Raw genomic sequence first — 15361 nt, forward strand, 5'->3', positions numbered from 1 at the left:
CCCTCGACACCGGACATGAAAGGCCGCGCATTTCCTGCGCGGCCTTTTACGTGCGGCCCCACTTTCACGTTCCCCCGCGGCTCATGTCGGGGGCTTCACCCCCGCCCTCGCGCCGGATATGGTCACGCGAGCTTTCGAAAGGGCATATGTCATGAAAGTTGTCGTCATGGGCGCCGGTGTCATCGGCGTCACAACAGCCTACTATCTCGCCAAACATGGTGCCGACGTGGTCGTGATCGACCGCCAGACCGGGCCGGGCCTCGAAACGAGCTATGCCAATGCGGGGCAGCTCAGCTATGGCATGACCTCGCCCTGGGCCGCGCCCGGCATCCCGATGAAGGCCGTCAGGTGGATGTTCATGAAGCGCCGCCCGCTCTTCATCTGGCCGCTCATCAGCCCGACCATGTGGAAGTGGTGCGTGCAGATGGTGCGCAACTGCAACGAGGAAAGCTACAAGGTGAACAAGGGCCGCATGGTCCGCGTCTCGAGCTACTCGCGCGACGTGATGCCCGATCTCATCGCCGAGACGGGCATCGAGTATGACGGCCGCGCGCAGGGCACGCTTCAGCTTTTCCGCACCGAGAAACAGGTCAAGGCATCGAAGGCCGACCAGGAGATCCTTGCGGAGTACGATTCGCCCTACGAGGTGCTGGACCGCGACGGGTGCATCGCCGCCGAACCCGCGCTGGCACATGTGCGCGAGAAATTCGTCGGCGGGTTGCGCCTCACTGCGGATCGCACCGGCGATTGCCGCATGTTTACCATCGCGCTGACCGAGAAATGCGTCGAGATGGGCGTCGAATTCCAGTATGGACAGACGATCAGGTCCATCGCGACCGAGGGCGACCGGATCACCGGCGTGGATACCGAAATCGCGGGACGGATCACCGGTGACGCCTACGTCTGCGCGATGGGAAGCTACGCGGTGCGCGTGCTCAATCCCATCGGGATCAAGCTTCCCGTCTATCCGGTCAAGGGCTATTCGGTGACGCTTCCCGTCGTCGATGACGCGGGCGCGCCGCAATCGACCGTCATGGACGAAACGCACAAGGTCGCGATCACGCGCCTGGGCGACCGCATCCGCGTCGCGGGCCAAGCCGAGATCGCGGGCTATTCCAACCGCCTCGGGCCGCACGCGACAGATACCGTCAAGCACGTCATCGGCGATCTTTTCCCCAAGGGCGGCGACCTCTCGCGCGCCGAGGGCTGGACGGGCCTGCGCCCGATGACGCCCGACGGAACACCGGTGCTGGGACCGTCGCGTTACGAGAACCTCTTTCTCAACACCGGGCATGGCACGCTGGGCTGGACCATGGCCTGCGGCTCGGGCCGCGCGGTTGCGGATGTCGTGCTGGGCCGGACGCCGGAAATCTCGTTCGAGGGGCTGACCGCCGCGCGTTACCAACGCTAGGCGGCGACGCGGGGGCGGGGCATACCGGCCCCGCTCGCGCACCGACACGATACCGACGTGGATACCGACGTAGATACCGACGTGCGAAAATCGCCCGGTTCAGGTCATCCCGAGCGCTTCCTTGTACATCTCCAGAACCGCCTCTTCCTCGGCGATATCATCCTTGTCGCGCTTGCGAAGCGAGATCACCTGCCGCATGACCTTGGTGTCATAACCCCGCGCCTTGGCCTCGGCCATGACCTCTTTCTGCTGATCCGCGATATCCCGTTTCTCGGCCTCAAGCCGTTCGAAACGCTCGATGAATTGACGAAGTTCATCCGCGGTCACGCGGTAATTGGCTTCCGTGGCGTCCTGCATCTGCTCGCTCTCCCTAGCTGCTGCCCAGCCCGAAACCGGGCCGGCCGTTGAGGGAAAACATCACGACCGCCGCGTCCGGGCGTTCGACGGTTTAAGGCGATTTCACCATCCGCCGCAACCGGTCAAATGACCCCCGCCTTGCCCTGCCCCCCCGACTGCGATAGGCCACCCCAGCACAGCCACGGGACTTGCAACATGGACACTTTGATCTGGCTCGGCGCCGCGACCTCGCTCATCGGCCTTCTGGGCCTTGTCTGGTGCATCTGGCGTGTCTGGACCGTGCGCCGGTCGGGGCTGTCTGACGACGCGCTGAGGCGCGAGGTTCAGAAGGTCGTGCCGGTCAATACCGGCGCGCTGTTGCTGTCGATGGCGGGTCTCATGCTGGTGATCCTGGGCATTATTCTGACGTCCTGAGAAACGCGTCGAAATCGAAGGGCCGCGCGAAGAAATCCCGTCCCTCCAGAACCATCGCTTCCCAGGCCGGCACCGGTCTCAGCGTGCTTCCCTGCCCCGCGCCGAGTGCTTCCAAATTCCTCAAGAGGGACAGAAGGCCTTCTTCATCGGCCTGAAACAGCATCCCCCCGCGCGCGGCCTCGACGCGGGTCAGATGGACAAGTAGCATCTCCGCGTCGGCAGGTCGGAAAACCACGCGATGGCAAAGCGCGTGCAGCACGACGTTCACCATGGCACCAAGCAAACCGCGCTTTGGTGAGATGATTCCGGGCCCATCTCCCGAAGCCTGATCGTCCGGTGCGCGCCAACCAGCGCATTCCGCGAACCACGCCAGCTCCCCGGCGGCCCGATCGGTGCCCAGCCTCCGCATGATTTCAAACGGTCCTCGTTCAGCACCGAGGGTCTTGGCGGCCCCGTCGATTTCCGTCTCGGACCAGCCCATTGCGCGAAGGTCGAAGGCGGCGGCAAGATATCCGGCCCCGAGCCACCGGGTTGCACAGCCGGCGCCCCGTCCGCTCCGAATCACCACCGGACAAACAGACCGCGCGAACGCCGCCGCGCGGGCAAGATCACCCTCGCTCGAAACCGGACCCGACAGCTCCGCAACGGTGACGTCATCGTGGGGCGTGCCCATCCAGAGCGCGGGGATCGTCGTGTCCATGGTCAGGCCAAGCCGAACCGTGCCTTCCGGAGCCGGCGTTCCGGCGTAAAGCGTGATTACGCCATCGTCGGCCGTCGCACCATTCAATGCCAGCCTGCCCAGGGCCGCGTCCCGCTCCTCGCCCGCGACCTTTCCGCGGGACACCGCCCGGTCCAGCGTCTCTTTGATCCGCCGCGCCAGTTCCTCGGATTTTTCCGATCGAAACTCCACCGTCCAACCCTTCACGAGCGCTCTCGACCCGAAGGCGACAACCTCCCCATCTTCGCCTTCCAGGGACATTCGGCCAGGATGGGTGACTTGAGTCGAGAGATGCGCCGGAAGCCGGGCTTGCTGCGCCACGATGGCCATGTGGCGCGCGGCCCGCGCACGCGGCGCGTCGCGGCATTCCGCGCCGAGGCAGCTTTCGAGCGCGACGCCTTGCTCGAACGGCAGGAGAAGCGCGGCCTCGACCGTGCGCAGGGCCGCGCCCTCGGGGCTCGACATGTCGGACATCCGGGATTGGATATCCCGCACGGACTGAAGATAGGTGCGCGGATCGTTGAGCCCCATCCTGCGATCCCTGGTCCGGCGCGGCGACGTCTTTTTCGCAAGAAACCGCACAGCCTCATCCACCGCGTCACTCTCGGCAAGATGATCGACCAAAGGCCGCGCGACCGGATCGGTGGCCCGGACGGCCTTGGCCGTGAGCATGAGACGTAGCGCGGTCTGCGCCCCGACGAGTCGCGGAAGACGCTGCGTGAGGCCACCGCACGGGATCATGCCAAGCTGCAACTCGGTCACCGCAAGCCGGGCCCGTGGTGTCGCAACCCGGAAGTGGGCCGCCAAGGCGAGCGAGAGAGCGGCGCCACTGACCAGTCCGTCGAGCAGGATCGCGACGGGGACCCGCGCGGCTTCGATCCGGTCGCAGAGAGCGACCATATCGCCGATGGTCTCCGCGTCGCCATAGGCCGCGATATCGAGACCGGCCGACAAGCGTCCGTTTGCGCCCGCTATGAGGATGCCGGTAGTCGAGGTTTCCGCGAAGGCCGCGTCGAGGGCGCGCGAGAGATCGTCGCGCATGGATGCGCTGAGTCCGTTCACCGGCGGGCACGAAAGCACGAGTGTGACGATGCCATCGCGCTGAGATGTCTCGACCCTCACGGATTCGATGTCATGGCGATCCCCATGTGGCACCAGTTCGATTGCGCCGGGGCCGAACGGTCAGCGAGAGGTTCGGCACCTCGATCCGGTCCCATTTGACGCGAAACCCGCTCACCTTGGCAAGGTTGAGTTGAGGGCGGCGTGATCGCCGGGTCACCTGTCACAGCTCAACGGTCCCCACGGAACGACGCATGGGATCGCTCCGCCCACGCGGGCTTTCGACGCTGGTCCCTAGGATTTCATACCGGCATGTTGTCGAAGATCGCCTCGACGGCCTCTTCCTCGAGCGAGCGCAACATCTGGCGCGCGCCACGTGGTGGCATGTCACCCGAGGCTTCGCGCATGGCGATCATGTAACGCAATTTCGGAATCTTCGAGAAGCGTTCTTCGGGCGAGTACGCCTCGAGCGTCCGGATGAGGCCTGAAATGCTTTCCTGTGACATGGTGTTCATGATTCCCCCCTTTCAGCAGCATCAGCATCGCATGTCGGTTCGCGCATCTTCTCGACCGTGCGAGACAGGTCGCCGAGCCGGGCAGCATTCGGGGCCTGTCGAAACAACCATACCATGTTTCGGGCGCACCCAACTTGCGCTTTGTCAAAGAAGGACGTTCTTTTGCGAATTTCCGCCCGTGGCTCACACCGTTGTCATCGTGTTTCCGCCGATAGGGCGTTGAACCCGGTTTTCAGGCATCGAGAGGATAGGTTTCCTGCGGATCAGCCGCCTCGGGGCGCGGAGTGTCCTCCTCATGGTCCGCCAAAGCGGACGTGCCGGCCGGATCTGTCTCATTCGGTTTCGACGCTGTCACCGCGCCTTCCGTGGCTGCGCGGTCGCTCGTTTGGGAGACAGGCGGTGGCATCGGCCCGGCACCATCCGTTCGTCCACTCGATCGACGCGGTGTTTCCGACGAAACGAGTCGCACCGCGCGAGCGCCGTTCATCTGGCCAAGCCGCGCGCCGGAAACGAGGTGACGCCCCACGCCTTCGACACGCAGCAGGAGATCCGGTCCGATGTCGAGCGGAACTCGATTGCCGACCGCGAGCTTCATCACCTCGTCGATAGGCATGGACACGCGGTCGAGGACTGCATCGAATGTGACCGTAGCCTCCACCACGACGGATGCGAGCGCTCGCCCCCGTTCGGGCGCCGCCCCCTCGCCGTCGCGCTCTTCGGGCGGCAGGTCGACAACCGGCAGCGCGATTTCGATGAGGCCCAGGCGCATCCCGTCGGCGAGCGAGGTGGAGACGCGGAACAGGTGGAACTCCTCGGACTCGAGCGACAGGTCGAGATCATGCGCGTTTTCCAGCATGGCACCGTATTCATAACCGCGCCATGTTTCCGCCCCCTCTTGATCGGAGAGGAATCCGGCCAGGCGCGACAGGGTGTCGTCCAGAAAGGACGCCACCAGTGCGGCATCCGTGCGTGTCACCGGCCGTTCGCCAATGGCGCGGTCGGTCACGCGCCCGATGGTCTGCTGCTCGATGATGGAGGCCAGCGCGCCACTATCGAGCCGCGCCGCCCCGCGCCGCGCGCCCTCGATCAGGATCAGCAGCCCCGGGGCCGCGAATGTCTTTATCAATTCGCCGCGCGACACCTGCGATTGCTCGAGCGTTGTGACAGCGAGCGCGAGGTCCATGGTGGCGTCCGCGGCCTTGGCGAGCGCCAGGCGAAGCGCCTTGGCGGGTGACATGGCGCGCGCTTCGAACCCTTCCCGCGCGGTGCGGGCCTTCCTCGAGATCACCCTGTCGGAGGCGTCGGCTTCCATTCTTGATAAACCCGTAGCGATCTGCGTTGCCGGGCCACTCTACCGCGCGTTTGGTTACCAATCCCCTTACAGCAACCTCACGCCGCCCGGGGTCTCGCCAGCATCTCATTGGAAAGCTCAACCCGGAACGCCGGTCGTTCGGCATCGGCAAGATAGCGGATCTGCCCCCCGAGCCGCGCCATGATCTCGCGGCAGATGGCGAGGCCGAGCCCAGCTCCACCGGCCCGCGTCTCGCCCACGCGGGAAAATTTCTCGAAGATCAGTTGCTGGTGATCCGGCGGCACACCCGAGCCGTTGTCGATGAAATCGAGTGCGACGCCGCCGGGGATCTCGTGCAACTCGAGCCAGAGCTGCGGGTCGGGCGCATCGCAGTATTTCTGGGCATTCGACACGAGGTTGATGAAAACCTGTGCCAAGCGGTCGAGATCGGTGTCCAGCACCACGTCTTCCGCTCCTTCGGCCGGATGTACGACAAGCGCGCTGCTTTCTCCGCCCGTTGCGGCAATGGCGCGGTCCAGCAGATCCGATAGACGGCCCTCACGCCTGTTCAGGACGATCTCGCCGCTCTCGAGAACGCTCAGGTCGAGGAGGTCGTCGAGAAGCCGCGTGAGCCGCTTCGCCTCGTCGTGGATGATGCCGGCATAGCGGGCCTGGTCTTCCTTGCCGAGGCCGTCGGCATCACGGAGAATTTCCGAGAAGGCGCGGATCGAAGTCATGGGGGTCCGGAGCTCGTGACTGATCTGCGACAGAAACCCGTCCTTCTGGATCGAGATCTGCGTTAGCTTCGCGTTCACTTCCTGCAATTGGCGGGCCGTATCGGCAAGCTCGGCGGATTTCGCCTCGAGCCGCGAGGAATACTGCATGATCTGCGCGGTCTCGTCCGCCACCGCAAGAAGGTCGTCGACCGAGACATGCGCGCCGCCGATGATCTGGGATATCATCGCATGCGCAGTGGCCGATCCGACGGAACCCGCCAACTCGCGCTCGAGCAACTCGATGAAATCGGTCGTGGGTTCCGGCAGGAAGCCGGAAAGCCCCTGGATCGCCGCCGCTCGGCCAAAGAGCTTCCGCGCCTCCTCGGGGCCCATGATGCGCTGCGCCATGATGAGAAGGTCTTCGCTCTGGGCCATGCCGGCATGCCACCCGCCCGAGATACGCGAATGCTCGAAGACGTTGACGAACTGCGCGCCCTGGAGCCGTTCCTGCGGGGAGGGGAACCCCAGGATCGACACGGTGACGAAGGTCAACAGGTTGAGAGATAGGCTCCAGAGCATCGCGTGGAGCACCGGATCAAGCCCGCGCGCGCCGAACATGGCGTACGGCCTGAGCCAGCCTTGGCCAAAAAGACCGTTGTCCATCACGTCCTGCGGGATGACTGCGCCCGCGCCGAGGCCGGGCAGGAACAGGCAGTAGAGCCAGACGGCGAAACCGATGGTCAGCCCTGCCAATGCGCCGCTCCTCGTGGCGCCACGCCAGAGAAGCCCGCCGACGAGCGCGGGAAGAAACTGCGACACGCCGACGAAGGCGATGAGCCCGATGGCTGCAAGCGCGGTCCCCCCGCCCGATACACGGAAATAGAGATATCCCAGCGAGACCACCGCCGCGATGGAAAGCCGCCGTGCAATGAGCGCGACGCTGCGGACATCCCCCGACATTACCGCCGTTCCCCCGGTCATCTTCAGCCAGATCGGCATCACGATATGGTTTGACACCATCGTCGAAAGCGCGATTGAGGCCACGATCACCATGGAGGTCGCCGAGGAAAAGCCGCCGATGAAGCTGAAGACGGCAAGCCCATCCTGGCCGGCCAGCAGAGGAAGGGTCAGGACGAAGAGATCCGGGTTGGACCCTGCCGGCAGAAGCTCGAGCCCCATGACGGCGATGGGCACCACGAAAAGACTCATCAACAGGAGATAGGTCGGAAAGGCCCAGGCCGCGGTGCGCAGGTGACGCTCGTCCTGGTTTTCGACCACCATGACCTGGAACATGCGAGGCAAACACAGGAAGGCGGCGGCCGACAGCATGGTAAGACCCACCCAACGCCCGCTCGAGACCTCCCATGTGGCGATCTCCGACGCGTCGATCCGCGACAGGAGGTCCACAGGCCCCTGCCCCAGCCCCCAGACCACGAAGATGCCGACGGCAAGAAGCGCGCAGAGCTTCACGACCGCCTCGAGCGCGATCGCCATCACCACCCCGTGATGGCGTTCGTTCACATCGAGGTTTCGCGTTCCGAAAAGGACCGTGAACAACGCAAGCCCTGCCGCGATCCACAAGGTCGAAAAGCCGGAGGTCGCTGCGGGATCCGAGGCCGGATCGGTCTGGGCAAAGGCATTGATCGAAAGCGTGACGGACTGCAACTGCAGCGCGATGTAGGGCGTGGTGCCGATGACGGCGATCAAAGTCACGAAAACGGCAAGCAGGTTCGACTTGCCATAGCGCGACGACATCATGTCGGCGATCGACGTGATGCGCTGCGCGCGTCCTATCCGCACCATCCGGCGCAGTATGGTCCACCACCCGATCATGACGAGCGTGGGGCCGAGATAGATCGTGACGAATTCCAGCCCCGAGCGCGCCGCGAAGCCGACCGCGCCGTAGAAGGTCCAGGCCGTGCAATAGATCGACAGAGAAAGCGTGTAGATCACGGGCGAGCGCAGCCATGCTCCCCGGCCGCGCCGGGCCGCGCGATCCGCGGCGAATGCGACGCCGAAGAGCAACACCACGTAACCCAGCGACACCGTCAGAAGCAGGTTGAGAACGCTCATCTCTCGTCGGCTTCCTCGTCCGGTGGGCGCTCCGCCATCTCCTGCGTTCCGTCCTCTTCTCCCGACTCAAGGTCACGCGAAACGATGACGGACAGGACGCACAATCCGGCCCAGACCGGAAAGAGAAAAAGGATCACCGTGCTTGTCCGCAGATCCGGCCCGCCCCAGACCATCGGCAACAGAAAGAGGCCCGCACCGAAGAATGGCAGGAGCGTCGCCGCGTCGGTCATCCTGCGCCTGCGATAGGTGCGCCGTTCGGTGAAAACGGGATCGCGCCAGCGTTTCATCCGTTCATCAGATCCTGCACGGCCTCGAGCACGGCGGCATTTGCGAAGGGTTTGGTCATGTAGCGACTGGCACCCGCGCGTTCGGCCATATCGCGGTCCCGTTTCTGCCCGCGCGCGGTAAGCATCAGGACCGGGATGTTCCCCAACTCGTCATCCTGCCTGAGTTCCTGGAGAATATCGAAGCCGCTCTTGCCCGGCAGCATGACGTCCAGAATGACCACGTCCGGCCTTTCGCGCCGCACCGCCTCGACCGCATCGACGCCGTTCGAATGGGTTCGGACGGTAAGGCCGTTGCGCTTCAGAACGAAACCGATGGCTTCGATTATGTTGGGCTCATCCTCGATCAGAAGCACGTTTGGTGCCATTCAATCGGCCTCCCCTCCGATCAAATTCTCCGGGCCCACTATCACGAATGGTTTTCGCCCTGTCAAAAGGCGTCTCGAAGGATCGACGGCTCTCGCCGCGCGGTGCAGTCAGGACGTGGACAGATCCGGCAGGTGATGCCGGTATCCAGCGTCGGCTCGTGATCGTCGGGAGGGCGAGATGCCGGCACCAGAAGCATCTGCGCGCGCCTCAGCGGTGGCATCTGGTAGCCCGAAGGGGGTTCGACCTCGGAAACCGCGAAAGCCGTCATCCAGCGTGGATCGCGACCGGTCTGCCGCACGGCCAGTCTCAATGGCTGGCCCGGTTGCCCCAGCGCCAGGTAAAGCGGCCAGAGCGGACAGGCCCCCACCCCGCGCGGCACCGCGAACCCCGCCACCGGGCGGCGTTGCGTGACCGCCCCCGCGCCGTCGCATGCCACGTGCCCAAGCTCTCCGACGAGCGCCTCGGGCAAATGCGCGAGCCTGCGCATGACATCCGGCAGACCCACGCCCAAGTCGCCGGCAAGCGCCACCGGATCGACGCCCACGCGCCCGATCATATCGGTCATCTGCCGAAGTGGCAGTTCGGAGGCCAATTCGTCGTAGGCCTTCAGCCATTCGAGGGCGAGAGTGCGCCCACCGTCCGAGCGCAGTTCCTCCGCACCCTCGACGATCTCGGCGGGGGCCGCCCCCGGCTGCTCGAGCGCGGGAAAATGATGGCCGCGTGCGTCGAGAAATGCGTCGAACTCCTCTTGCGGGGTCAGCGTGCCGGTGTGTTCGCCCGGAGGCGTCTCGAGATACGAGACGAGCGCGGCCGCCCCTTCGGCAAGTCTGCGGCTATCCTGATGGATGTTGCGATGGAACCTGTCGAGCCACCCGGTCTCGAGATCGGGCGTCTCGACCAGGATCGACGCGGTGGATCGGATCGCGGTGACAACGCTCAGCACCTCGTGCAGTTTCCCGGCCAGATCTGGGTCATGGCTCAGACGATCGGTCAGGGCCTCGACTGCCTGTTCGAGCCGACCGATCTCGCGTCGCCCCCGGATGAGAAGCTCGGCCCAACCGGGAAATCGTTCCGCGAATTCCTCGGCGGCGGCGAGGTCGAGGCCCTCGTCCGCCACCGCCTTGGCAGCCTCCCGCAACCCGCCCACAAGCGCGGCCGCCGGTCCGCGGGTCAGCAGGGCGGGTTCGACTTTCAGGGCATCCGCGATGTGAAGAACGAGACCGCCCGCGATTCTGCGCCGGTTGTGCTCGATGAGATTGAGATAGGAGGGCGAGATACCGACCTCTTCGGCAAGATGCGCCTGCCTGATGCCCAGCGCGAGACGACGCTCGCGGATCCGGCTTCCGACGAGGCCGATTTCCCTCGCGTCATTTTCCCCCATGAATCAAGGTCCTAGCCGCTCTCTGACAAGTTTTTTACAGATTACCTGATTTTTGTTTTCATTTCTTTACAAAATTATCATGACTTCAGAATGACTTGTTGAGTAATTTTCGGAATGCGCAAATCATGCATTTGCATTTTCATGCCGTCCCGCCGCAGCACGTTGAGGAGCCTGCTGCCCGGTGACGTTCAACACACTGGGAGGACTTCATGTCAAAATCCAATTTCACGCGTCGCGGCCTGCTCAAGACCGGCACCATCGCCGGTGTCGGCCTCGCGATGCCGACGATCTTCACCGCATCCTCGGCGCGCGCCTTCACCAATGAACCGACGGGCGATACCGTCACGCTCGGCTTCAACGTGCCTCAGAGCGGCCCCTACGCCGACGAGGGCGCGGACGAACTGCGCGCCTACAAGCTGGCGGTCGAGCACCTGAACGGCGAAGGCGACGGCGGGATGATGCAGACCTTCTCGTCCAAGGCGCTGCAAGGCAACGGCATCATGGGCAAGAAGGTCGAGTTCGTCACGGGCGACACGCAGACCAAGTCGGACGCCGCCCGCGCATCGGCGAAGTCGATGATCGAGAAGGACGGGGCGGTGATGATCACCGGCGGGTCGTCTTCGGGCGTGGCCGTCGCCGTGCAGGCGCTCTGCCAGGAAGCGGGCGTCATCTTCATGGCGGGCCTCACGCACTCCAACGATACCACGGGCAAGGACCGCAAGGCCAACGGCTTCCGCCACTTCTTCAACAGCTACATGTCGGGCGCGGCCCTCGCGCCGGTACTCGCCGAAGCCTATGGCAAGGATCGCAAGGCCTATCACCTGACAGCCGACTACAACTGGGGCTATACCACCGAAGAAGCCATCAGAGACTCGACCGAGGCGATGGGCTGGGAGACTGTGAACGCGGTCAAGACGCCGCTCACGCAGACGGACTTCTCATCCTACATCGCACCGGTGCTTCAGTCGGGCGCGGACGTGCTGGTGCTCAACCACTACGGCGGCAACATGGTCAACTCGCTCACCAACGCGGTGCAGTTCGGCTTGCGCTCGAAAGAGGTCAACGGGAAGCAGTTCGAGATCATCGTGCCGCTCTACTCCGAGCTCATGGCGCGGGGCGCGGGCGAGAACATCGCCGGCATCCTCGGCTCGCAGAACTGGGACTGGAAACTCGAGAACGAGATGGGTGACCGCTATGTCGGCACCAACGCCTTCGTGCAGTCCTTCGGCGACAAGTACGGCTTCCCGCCCAGCCAGGCGGCGCATACCTGCTACGTGCAGACCCTGCTCTATGCCGATGCCGTCGAGCGCGCCGGCAGCTTCGATCCCTGCGCGGTCGTCGAGGCGCTCGAAGGCTTCGAGTTCGACGGTCTGGGCAACGGCCCGACGCTCTACCGCGCCGAAGACCACCAGTGCTTCAAGGACGTCGTCGTCGTGCGGGGCAAGGAGAACCCGGAGAACGAGTTCGACCTCGTGGAGATCGTCAAGGTCACGCCGGTCGACCAGGTCACCTATGCTCCCGACGCCCCGCAGTTCGGCGGCGCGGAGGCAAGCCTCGGGTCCTGCAGCACCGGCGCGTAACGCGCGCTGAAAGGCCGGTCATGGCGACGGCTCGCGTCGCCATGACCCTCCCCTTCCATCCGGCCGATGGGCGCATCTTCACGGGCGCGCTGCCATCCCGGCCACCTCTCCGGCAGCTATCGGCCCGGAGACCCCCTGTTACCGTGGGACGGAACACATGGACGCATTTCTGCTGCAAATTCTCAACGGGCTCGACAAGGGCTCGGCCTATGCGCTCATCGCGCTCGGCCTCACGCTGATCTTCGGCACGCTCGGAGTGGTGAACTTCGCGCACGGCGCACTCTTCATGCTGGGCGCGTTTTGCGCGGTGACGGTGAACAAGCTGCTGACGCTGGGCTTCGTCCCCGAGGAGGCTGAAAACACGAGTGTCGGCGGCTTCAGCTTCGGCGCGGCGAAAGAGACGCCATATGTGGAATACTGGTTCGGCGAATCCGTCGGATCGGCCCTCGTCGACTGGGCGGTACCACTCTCGATACTCTTTGCCATCCCGGTGATGATCGGCATCGGCGTCGCCATGGAGCGCGGGCTTATCAAGCATTTCTACAAGCGCCCGCATGCGGACCAGATCCTGGTGACTTTCGGTCTCGCGATCGTGCTTCAGGAGATCATCAAGTATTTCTACGGCGCCAACCCCATTCCCACGCCCGCGCCCGACGCCTTTCGCGGCTCGTTCGATTTCGGCGCGATGCTGGGCTTCGATCCCAACACGATCATCTATCCCTACTGGAGGCTCGTCTATTTCGCCTTCGCTGCAGTCGTGATCGGCGCGGTCTTCGCCTTCCTGCAATTCACCACCTTCGGCATGGTCGTGCGGGCGGGCATGGCCGACCGCGAGACGGTTGGCCTCCTCGGGATCAATATCGACAAGCGGTTCACGATCATGTTCGGCATCGCGGCCGCCGTCGCGGGGCTTGCGGGGGTCATGTATACGCCGATCAACTCACCGAACTACCACATGGGCATGGATTTCCTCGTGCTCAGCTTCGTGGTCGTGGTGGTTGGCGGCATGGGCTCTCTTCCCGGCGCCGTTCTCGCGGGATTCCTGCTGGGCATCCTCGAAAGCTTCGCCTCAATGGCAGTCGTGCTCGAGACCCTGCCCGGCATCAACCAGATCGTGATCTACCTGGTCGCCATCATCATTCTGCTCACGCGTCCGCGTGGCCTCATGGGCCGCAAGGGCGTGATGGAGGACTAACACATGCTCGGTCTGAACAAGAAAGACTTCCTGCTTCTGCTCATCGTGACGGCGCTCGCGATCCTGGCGCCCTTCATTCTGAACCCCTTCCCCGAAGGCTCCACCATGGCGCAGTTCAACGCGGGCTATCCCGACCTGATGCAGCGCTTCGTGATCTTCGGCATCTTCGCGATCGGCTTCAACATCCTCTTCGGTCTGACGGGCTACCTTTCCTTCGGGCACGCGGCCTTCCTCGGCGTCGGCTCCTACGCGGCGATCTGGATGATGAAGCTTCTGACCATGAACGTGCTACCTGCGATGTTCATGGCCATCGTCGTGGCGGGGATCTTCTCGCTGCTGGTGGGCTACATCTCGCTGCGGCGGTCGGGGATCTACTTCTCGATTCTGACCCTCGCCTTCGCGCAGATGTCCTACGCGCTGGCCTATTCGGTGCTGACGCCGATCACGGGCGGCGAGACCGGGCTTCAGCCCAAGCACACCGATCCGCGGATCCTCGACGGCGCGAGCGACGGCTTCCTGCCGCAGGCCAACCTCTTCGGCCTAGACATGGGCGCCAGCCTCGAGATCAACGCCGGCAGCTGGCTCTTCACGCTCAACGCGGGATACTACCTGGCCGCCTTCATCATGCTTCTCAGCTTCTATCTCTCGATCCGTATCTTCCGCTCCCCCTTCGGCATGATGCTGCGCGCGGTGAAATCGAACCAGCAGCGGATGAACTACACCGGTCTCAACACGCGGCCCTACACGCTCGCGGCCTTCGTGATCTCGGGCATGTATGCGGGTCTCGCCGGCGGGCTGCTCGTGGCGATGGACACGCAGGTCGGCCCCGAGCGGATGTTCTGGACGGCCTCGGGGGAAGTGGTGCTGATGACGATCCTCGGCGGCGCGGGCTCGCTCATCGGGCCGGTGCTGGGCGCGGGCATGATCCGTTACATGGAAAACATCGTCTCCAAGATCAATGAGGGCATCCTGCATCAGTGGTTCTCGTTCCTGCCCGACGGGCTCGAGGACGTCATGGTCGCCATCGTCTATCCCTTCGTGGGCAAGGGCTGGCACCTGACGCTGGGTCTGATCTTCATGCTGGTGGTGATCTTCCTCCCCGGCGGACTTGTCGAGGGCGGGCAGCGCATCGGCCGACTGTTCCGCCGCCGCGACAAGAAGGCGGGCGGGGTCGAGGACGACGCCGCCCAGCAACGCAACCCCGCCGAATAAGGAGGCGCGAGATGGGAATTCTCGAAGTCAAGAACGTGAACAAGCGCTTCGGCGGGTTGAAGGCCCTGAGCGACGTCAATCTCAGCGTCGAGGAAAACACCGTCCATGCCATCATCGGGCCCAACGGCGCGGGCAAGTCGACCTTGCTCAACTGCCTCATCGGCAAGCTCATTCCCGATACCGGAAGCGTCTTGTTCGACGGGCAGTCGGTCCTGGGTCGGAAGCCCTACGAGATCTGCCAGATGGGCATCTCCCGCGTGTTCCAGACGCCCGAGATCTTCGGCGATCTCACCGTGCTGGAAAACATGATGATCCCGATCTTCGCCAAGCGTGACGGGGCCTTCCGAATGCATGCGCTCGAGATGACCGGCAGCGAACGCGAGATCATCGCGCAGGCCGAGAGCATCCTCGAAAGCCTCAACATGGCCGACAAGCGTCACATGCACACCGCCTCGATGAGCCGTGGCGACAAGCGGAGGCTCGAGATCGGCATGTGCCTCAGCCAGAACCCCCGGCTGCTGCTGCTCGACGAGCCGACCGCGGGAATGGCGCGCGCCGACACGAACAACACCATCGACCTGCTGAAACAGATCAGGGACGAGCGCGACATCACCATCGCGATCATCGAGCATGACATGCACGTGGTCTTCAGCCTGGCCGAGAGGATCACGGTGCTCGCGCAGGGCACACCGCTCGTCGAGGACACTCCCGAGAAGATCAAGGGCCACCCCAAGGTCCGCGAAGCCTATCTGGGCGAAGCCGCCTGACGCGGCGAAAGGAACACAC

Annotated in this window: 14 protein-coding genes; 6 read left to right on the plus strand and 8 right to left on the minus strand. The window is 64.2% G+C overall.

Annotation, left to right across the window (positions count from 1 at the left end):
* Window positions 1–151: 151 nt before the first annotated feature.
* On the plus strand, window positions 152–1411 hold the full coding sequence (locus tag K1T73_RS13365; RefSeq protein WP_220601172.1) for a D-amino acid dehydrogenase: 1260 nt from the start codon (window positions 152–154) through the stop codon (window positions 1409–1411).
* Window positions 1412–1510: 99 nt separating this feature from the next.
* Here K1T73_RS13365 and K1T73_RS13370 read toward each other — a convergent pair whose 3' ends face one another.
* Entirely contained in the window at window positions 1511–1768 is a 258-nt protein-coding gene (locus K1T73_RS13370; protein ID WP_220601173.1) for a DUF2312 domain-containing protein, read from the minus strand.
* A 195-nt stretch (window positions 1769–1963) separates the two neighbouring features.
* On the opposite strand from K1T73_RS13370, the gene K1T73_RS13375 reads away from it, so the two are divergent.
* On the plus strand, window positions 1964–2182 hold the full coding sequence (locus K1T73_RS13375; RefSeq protein WP_220601174.1) for a hypothetical protein: 219 nt from the start codon (window positions 1964–1966) through the stop codon (window positions 2180–2182).
* Here K1T73_RS13375 and K1T73_RS13380 read toward each other — a convergent pair.
* The 7 genes from K1T73_RS13380 to K1T73_RS13410 all read right to left on the minus strand — a co-directional run bounded on the left by K1T73_RS13380 (window position 2166) and on the right by K1T73_RS13410 (window position 10588).
* Window positions 2166–4055, minus strand: coding sequence for an enoyl-CoA hydratase-related protein (locus tag K1T73_RS13380; RefSeq protein ID WP_310794395.1), 1890 nt, complete (start codon window positions 4053–4055; stop codon window positions 2166–2168). The two genes, K1T73_RS13375 and K1T73_RS13380, sit on opposite strands and share 17 nt — an antisense overlap.
* 206 nt (window positions 4056–4261) lie before the next feature.
* Complete coding sequence (locus tag K1T73_RS13385; protein WP_220601176.1) at window positions 4262–4474, minus strand: hypothetical protein; 213 nt, start codon at window positions 4472–4474, stop codon at window positions 4262–4264.
* 232 nt (window positions 4475–4706) lie between these two features.
* Window positions 4707–5786, minus strand: coding sequence for a FliM/FliN family flagellar motor switch protein (locus tag K1T73_RS13390; protein ID WP_220601177.1), 1080 nt, complete (start codon window positions 5784–5786; stop codon window positions 4707–4709).
* A gap of 77 nt (window positions 5787–5863) precedes the next feature.
* Entirely contained in the window at window positions 5864–8554 is a 2691-nt protein-coding gene (locus K1T73_RS13395; protein WP_220601178.1) for an ATP-binding protein, read from the minus strand.
* The gene (locus K1T73_RS13400; RefSeq protein ID WP_220601179.1) at window positions 8551–8841 is read right to left on the minus strand and encodes a hypothetical protein; all 291 of its coding nucleotides are present in this window, start codon (window positions 8839–8841) and stop codon (window positions 8551–8553) included. The genes K1T73_RS13395 and K1T73_RS13400 overlap by 4 nt, the downstream gene beginning before the upstream one ends.
* The gene (locus tag K1T73_RS13405; protein ID WP_220601180.1) at window positions 8838–9206 is read right to left on the minus strand and encodes a response regulator transcription factor; all 369 of its coding nucleotides are present in this window, start codon (window positions 9204–9206) and stop codon (window positions 8838–8840) included. Before K1T73_RS13405 ends, K1T73_RS13400 begins: the two co-directional genes overlap by 4 nt.
* 62 nt (window positions 9207–9268) lie before the next feature.
* Window positions 9269–10588 (minus strand): short-chain fatty acyl-CoA regulator family protein, encoded by a 1320-nt coding sequence (locus K1T73_RS13410; RefSeq protein ID WP_220601181.1) that lies wholly within the window; start codon window positions 10586–10588, stop codon window positions 9269–9271.
* 209 nt (window positions 10589–10797) lie between these two features.
* On the opposite strand from K1T73_RS13410, the gene K1T73_RS13415 reads away from it, so the two are divergent.
* The 4 genes from K1T73_RS13415 to K1T73_RS13430 all read left to right on the plus strand — a co-directional run bounded on the left by K1T73_RS13415 (window position 10798) and on the right by K1T73_RS13430 (window position 15342).
* A complete protein-coding gene (locus K1T73_RS13415; protein ID WP_220601182.1) occupies window positions 10798–12168 on the plus strand; it encodes a substrate-binding protein in 1371 nt (456 codons plus the stop codon).
* Between the two features lie 157 nt (window positions 12169–12325).
* Entirely contained in the window at window positions 12326–13363 is a 1038-nt protein-coding gene (locus K1T73_RS13420; RefSeq protein WP_220601183.1) for a branched-chain amino acid ABC transporter permease, read from the plus strand.
* A 3-nt stretch (window positions 13364–13366) separates the two neighbouring features.
* Window positions 13367–14575 (plus strand): branched-chain amino acid ABC transporter permease, encoded by a 1209-nt coding sequence (locus K1T73_RS13425; RefSeq protein WP_220601184.1) that lies wholly within the window; start codon window positions 13367–13369, stop codon window positions 14573–14575.
* An 11-nt stretch (window positions 14576–14586) separates the two neighbouring features.
* On the plus strand, window positions 14587–15342 hold the full coding sequence (locus K1T73_RS13430) for an ABC transporter ATP-binding protein (protein ID WP_220601185.1): 756 nt from the start codon (window positions 14587–14589) through the stop codon (window positions 15340–15342).
* Window positions 15343–15361 lie beyond the last annotated feature (19 nt).

It is taken from the genome of Roseovarius sp. SCSIO 43702, assembly GCF_019599045.1.
Classification (GTDB): Bacteria; Pseudomonadota; Alphaproteobacteria; order Rhodobacterales; family Rhodobacteraceae; genus Roseovarius.

What these genes read in the sequence shown, in the direction of transcription:
- K1T73_RS13365 (WP_220601172.1), top strand. Translation starts at nt 152, where the DNA reads ATGAAAGTTGTCGTCATGGGCGCCGGTGTCATCGGCGTCACAACAGCC.
- K1T73_RS13415 (WP_220601182.1), top strand. Translation starts at nt 10,798, where the DNA reads ATGTCAAAATCCAATTTCACGCGTCGCGGCCTGCTCAAGACCGGCACC.
- K1T73_RS13395 (WP_220601178.1), bottom strand. Translation starts at nt 8,554, where the DNA reads ATGAGCGTTCTCAACCTGCTTCTGACGGTGTCGCTGGGTTACGTGGTG.
- K1T73_RS13410 (WP_220601181.1), bottom strand. Translation starts at nt 10,588, where the DNA reads ATGGGGGAAAATGACGCGAGGGAAATCGGCCTCGTCGGAAGCCGGATC.
- K1T73_RS13420 (WP_220601183.1), top strand. Translation starts at nt 12,326, where the DNA reads ATGGACGCATTTCTGCTGCAAATTCTCAACGGGCTCGACAAGGGCTCG.
- K1T73_RS13400 (WP_220601179.1), bottom strand. Translation starts at nt 8,841, where the DNA reads ATGAAACGCTGGCGCGATCCCGTTTTCACCGAACGGCGCACCTATCGC.
- K1T73_RS13370 (WP_220601173.1), bottom strand. Translation starts at nt 1,768, where the DNA reads ATGCAGGACGCCACGGAAGCCAATTACCGCGTGACCGCGGATGAACTT.
- K1T73_RS13375 (WP_220601174.1), top strand. Translation starts at nt 1,964, where the DNA reads ATGGACACTTTGATCTGGCTCGGCGCCGCGACCTCGCTCATCGGCCTT.
- K1T73_RS13430 (WP_220601185.1), top strand. Translation starts at nt 14,587, where the DNA reads ATGGGAATTCTCGAAGTCAAGAACGTGAACAAGCGCTTCGGCGGGTTG.
- K1T73_RS13405 (WP_220601180.1), bottom strand. Translation starts at nt 9,206, where the DNA reads ATGGCACCAAACGTGCTTCTGATCGAGGATGAGCCCAACATAATCGAA.
- K1T73_RS13425 (WP_220601184.1), top strand. Translation starts at nt 13,367, where the DNA reads ATGCTCGGTCTGAACAAGAAAGACTTCCTGCTTCTGCTCATCGTGACG.
- K1T73_RS13385 (WP_220601176.1), bottom strand. Translation starts at nt 4,474, where the DNA reads ATGAACACCATGTCACAGGAAAGCATTTCAGGCCTCATCCGGACGCTC.
- K1T73_RS13390 (WP_220601177.1), bottom strand. Translation starts at nt 5,786, where the DNA reads ATGGAAGCCGACGCCTCCGACAGGGTGATCTCGAGGAAGGCCCGCACC.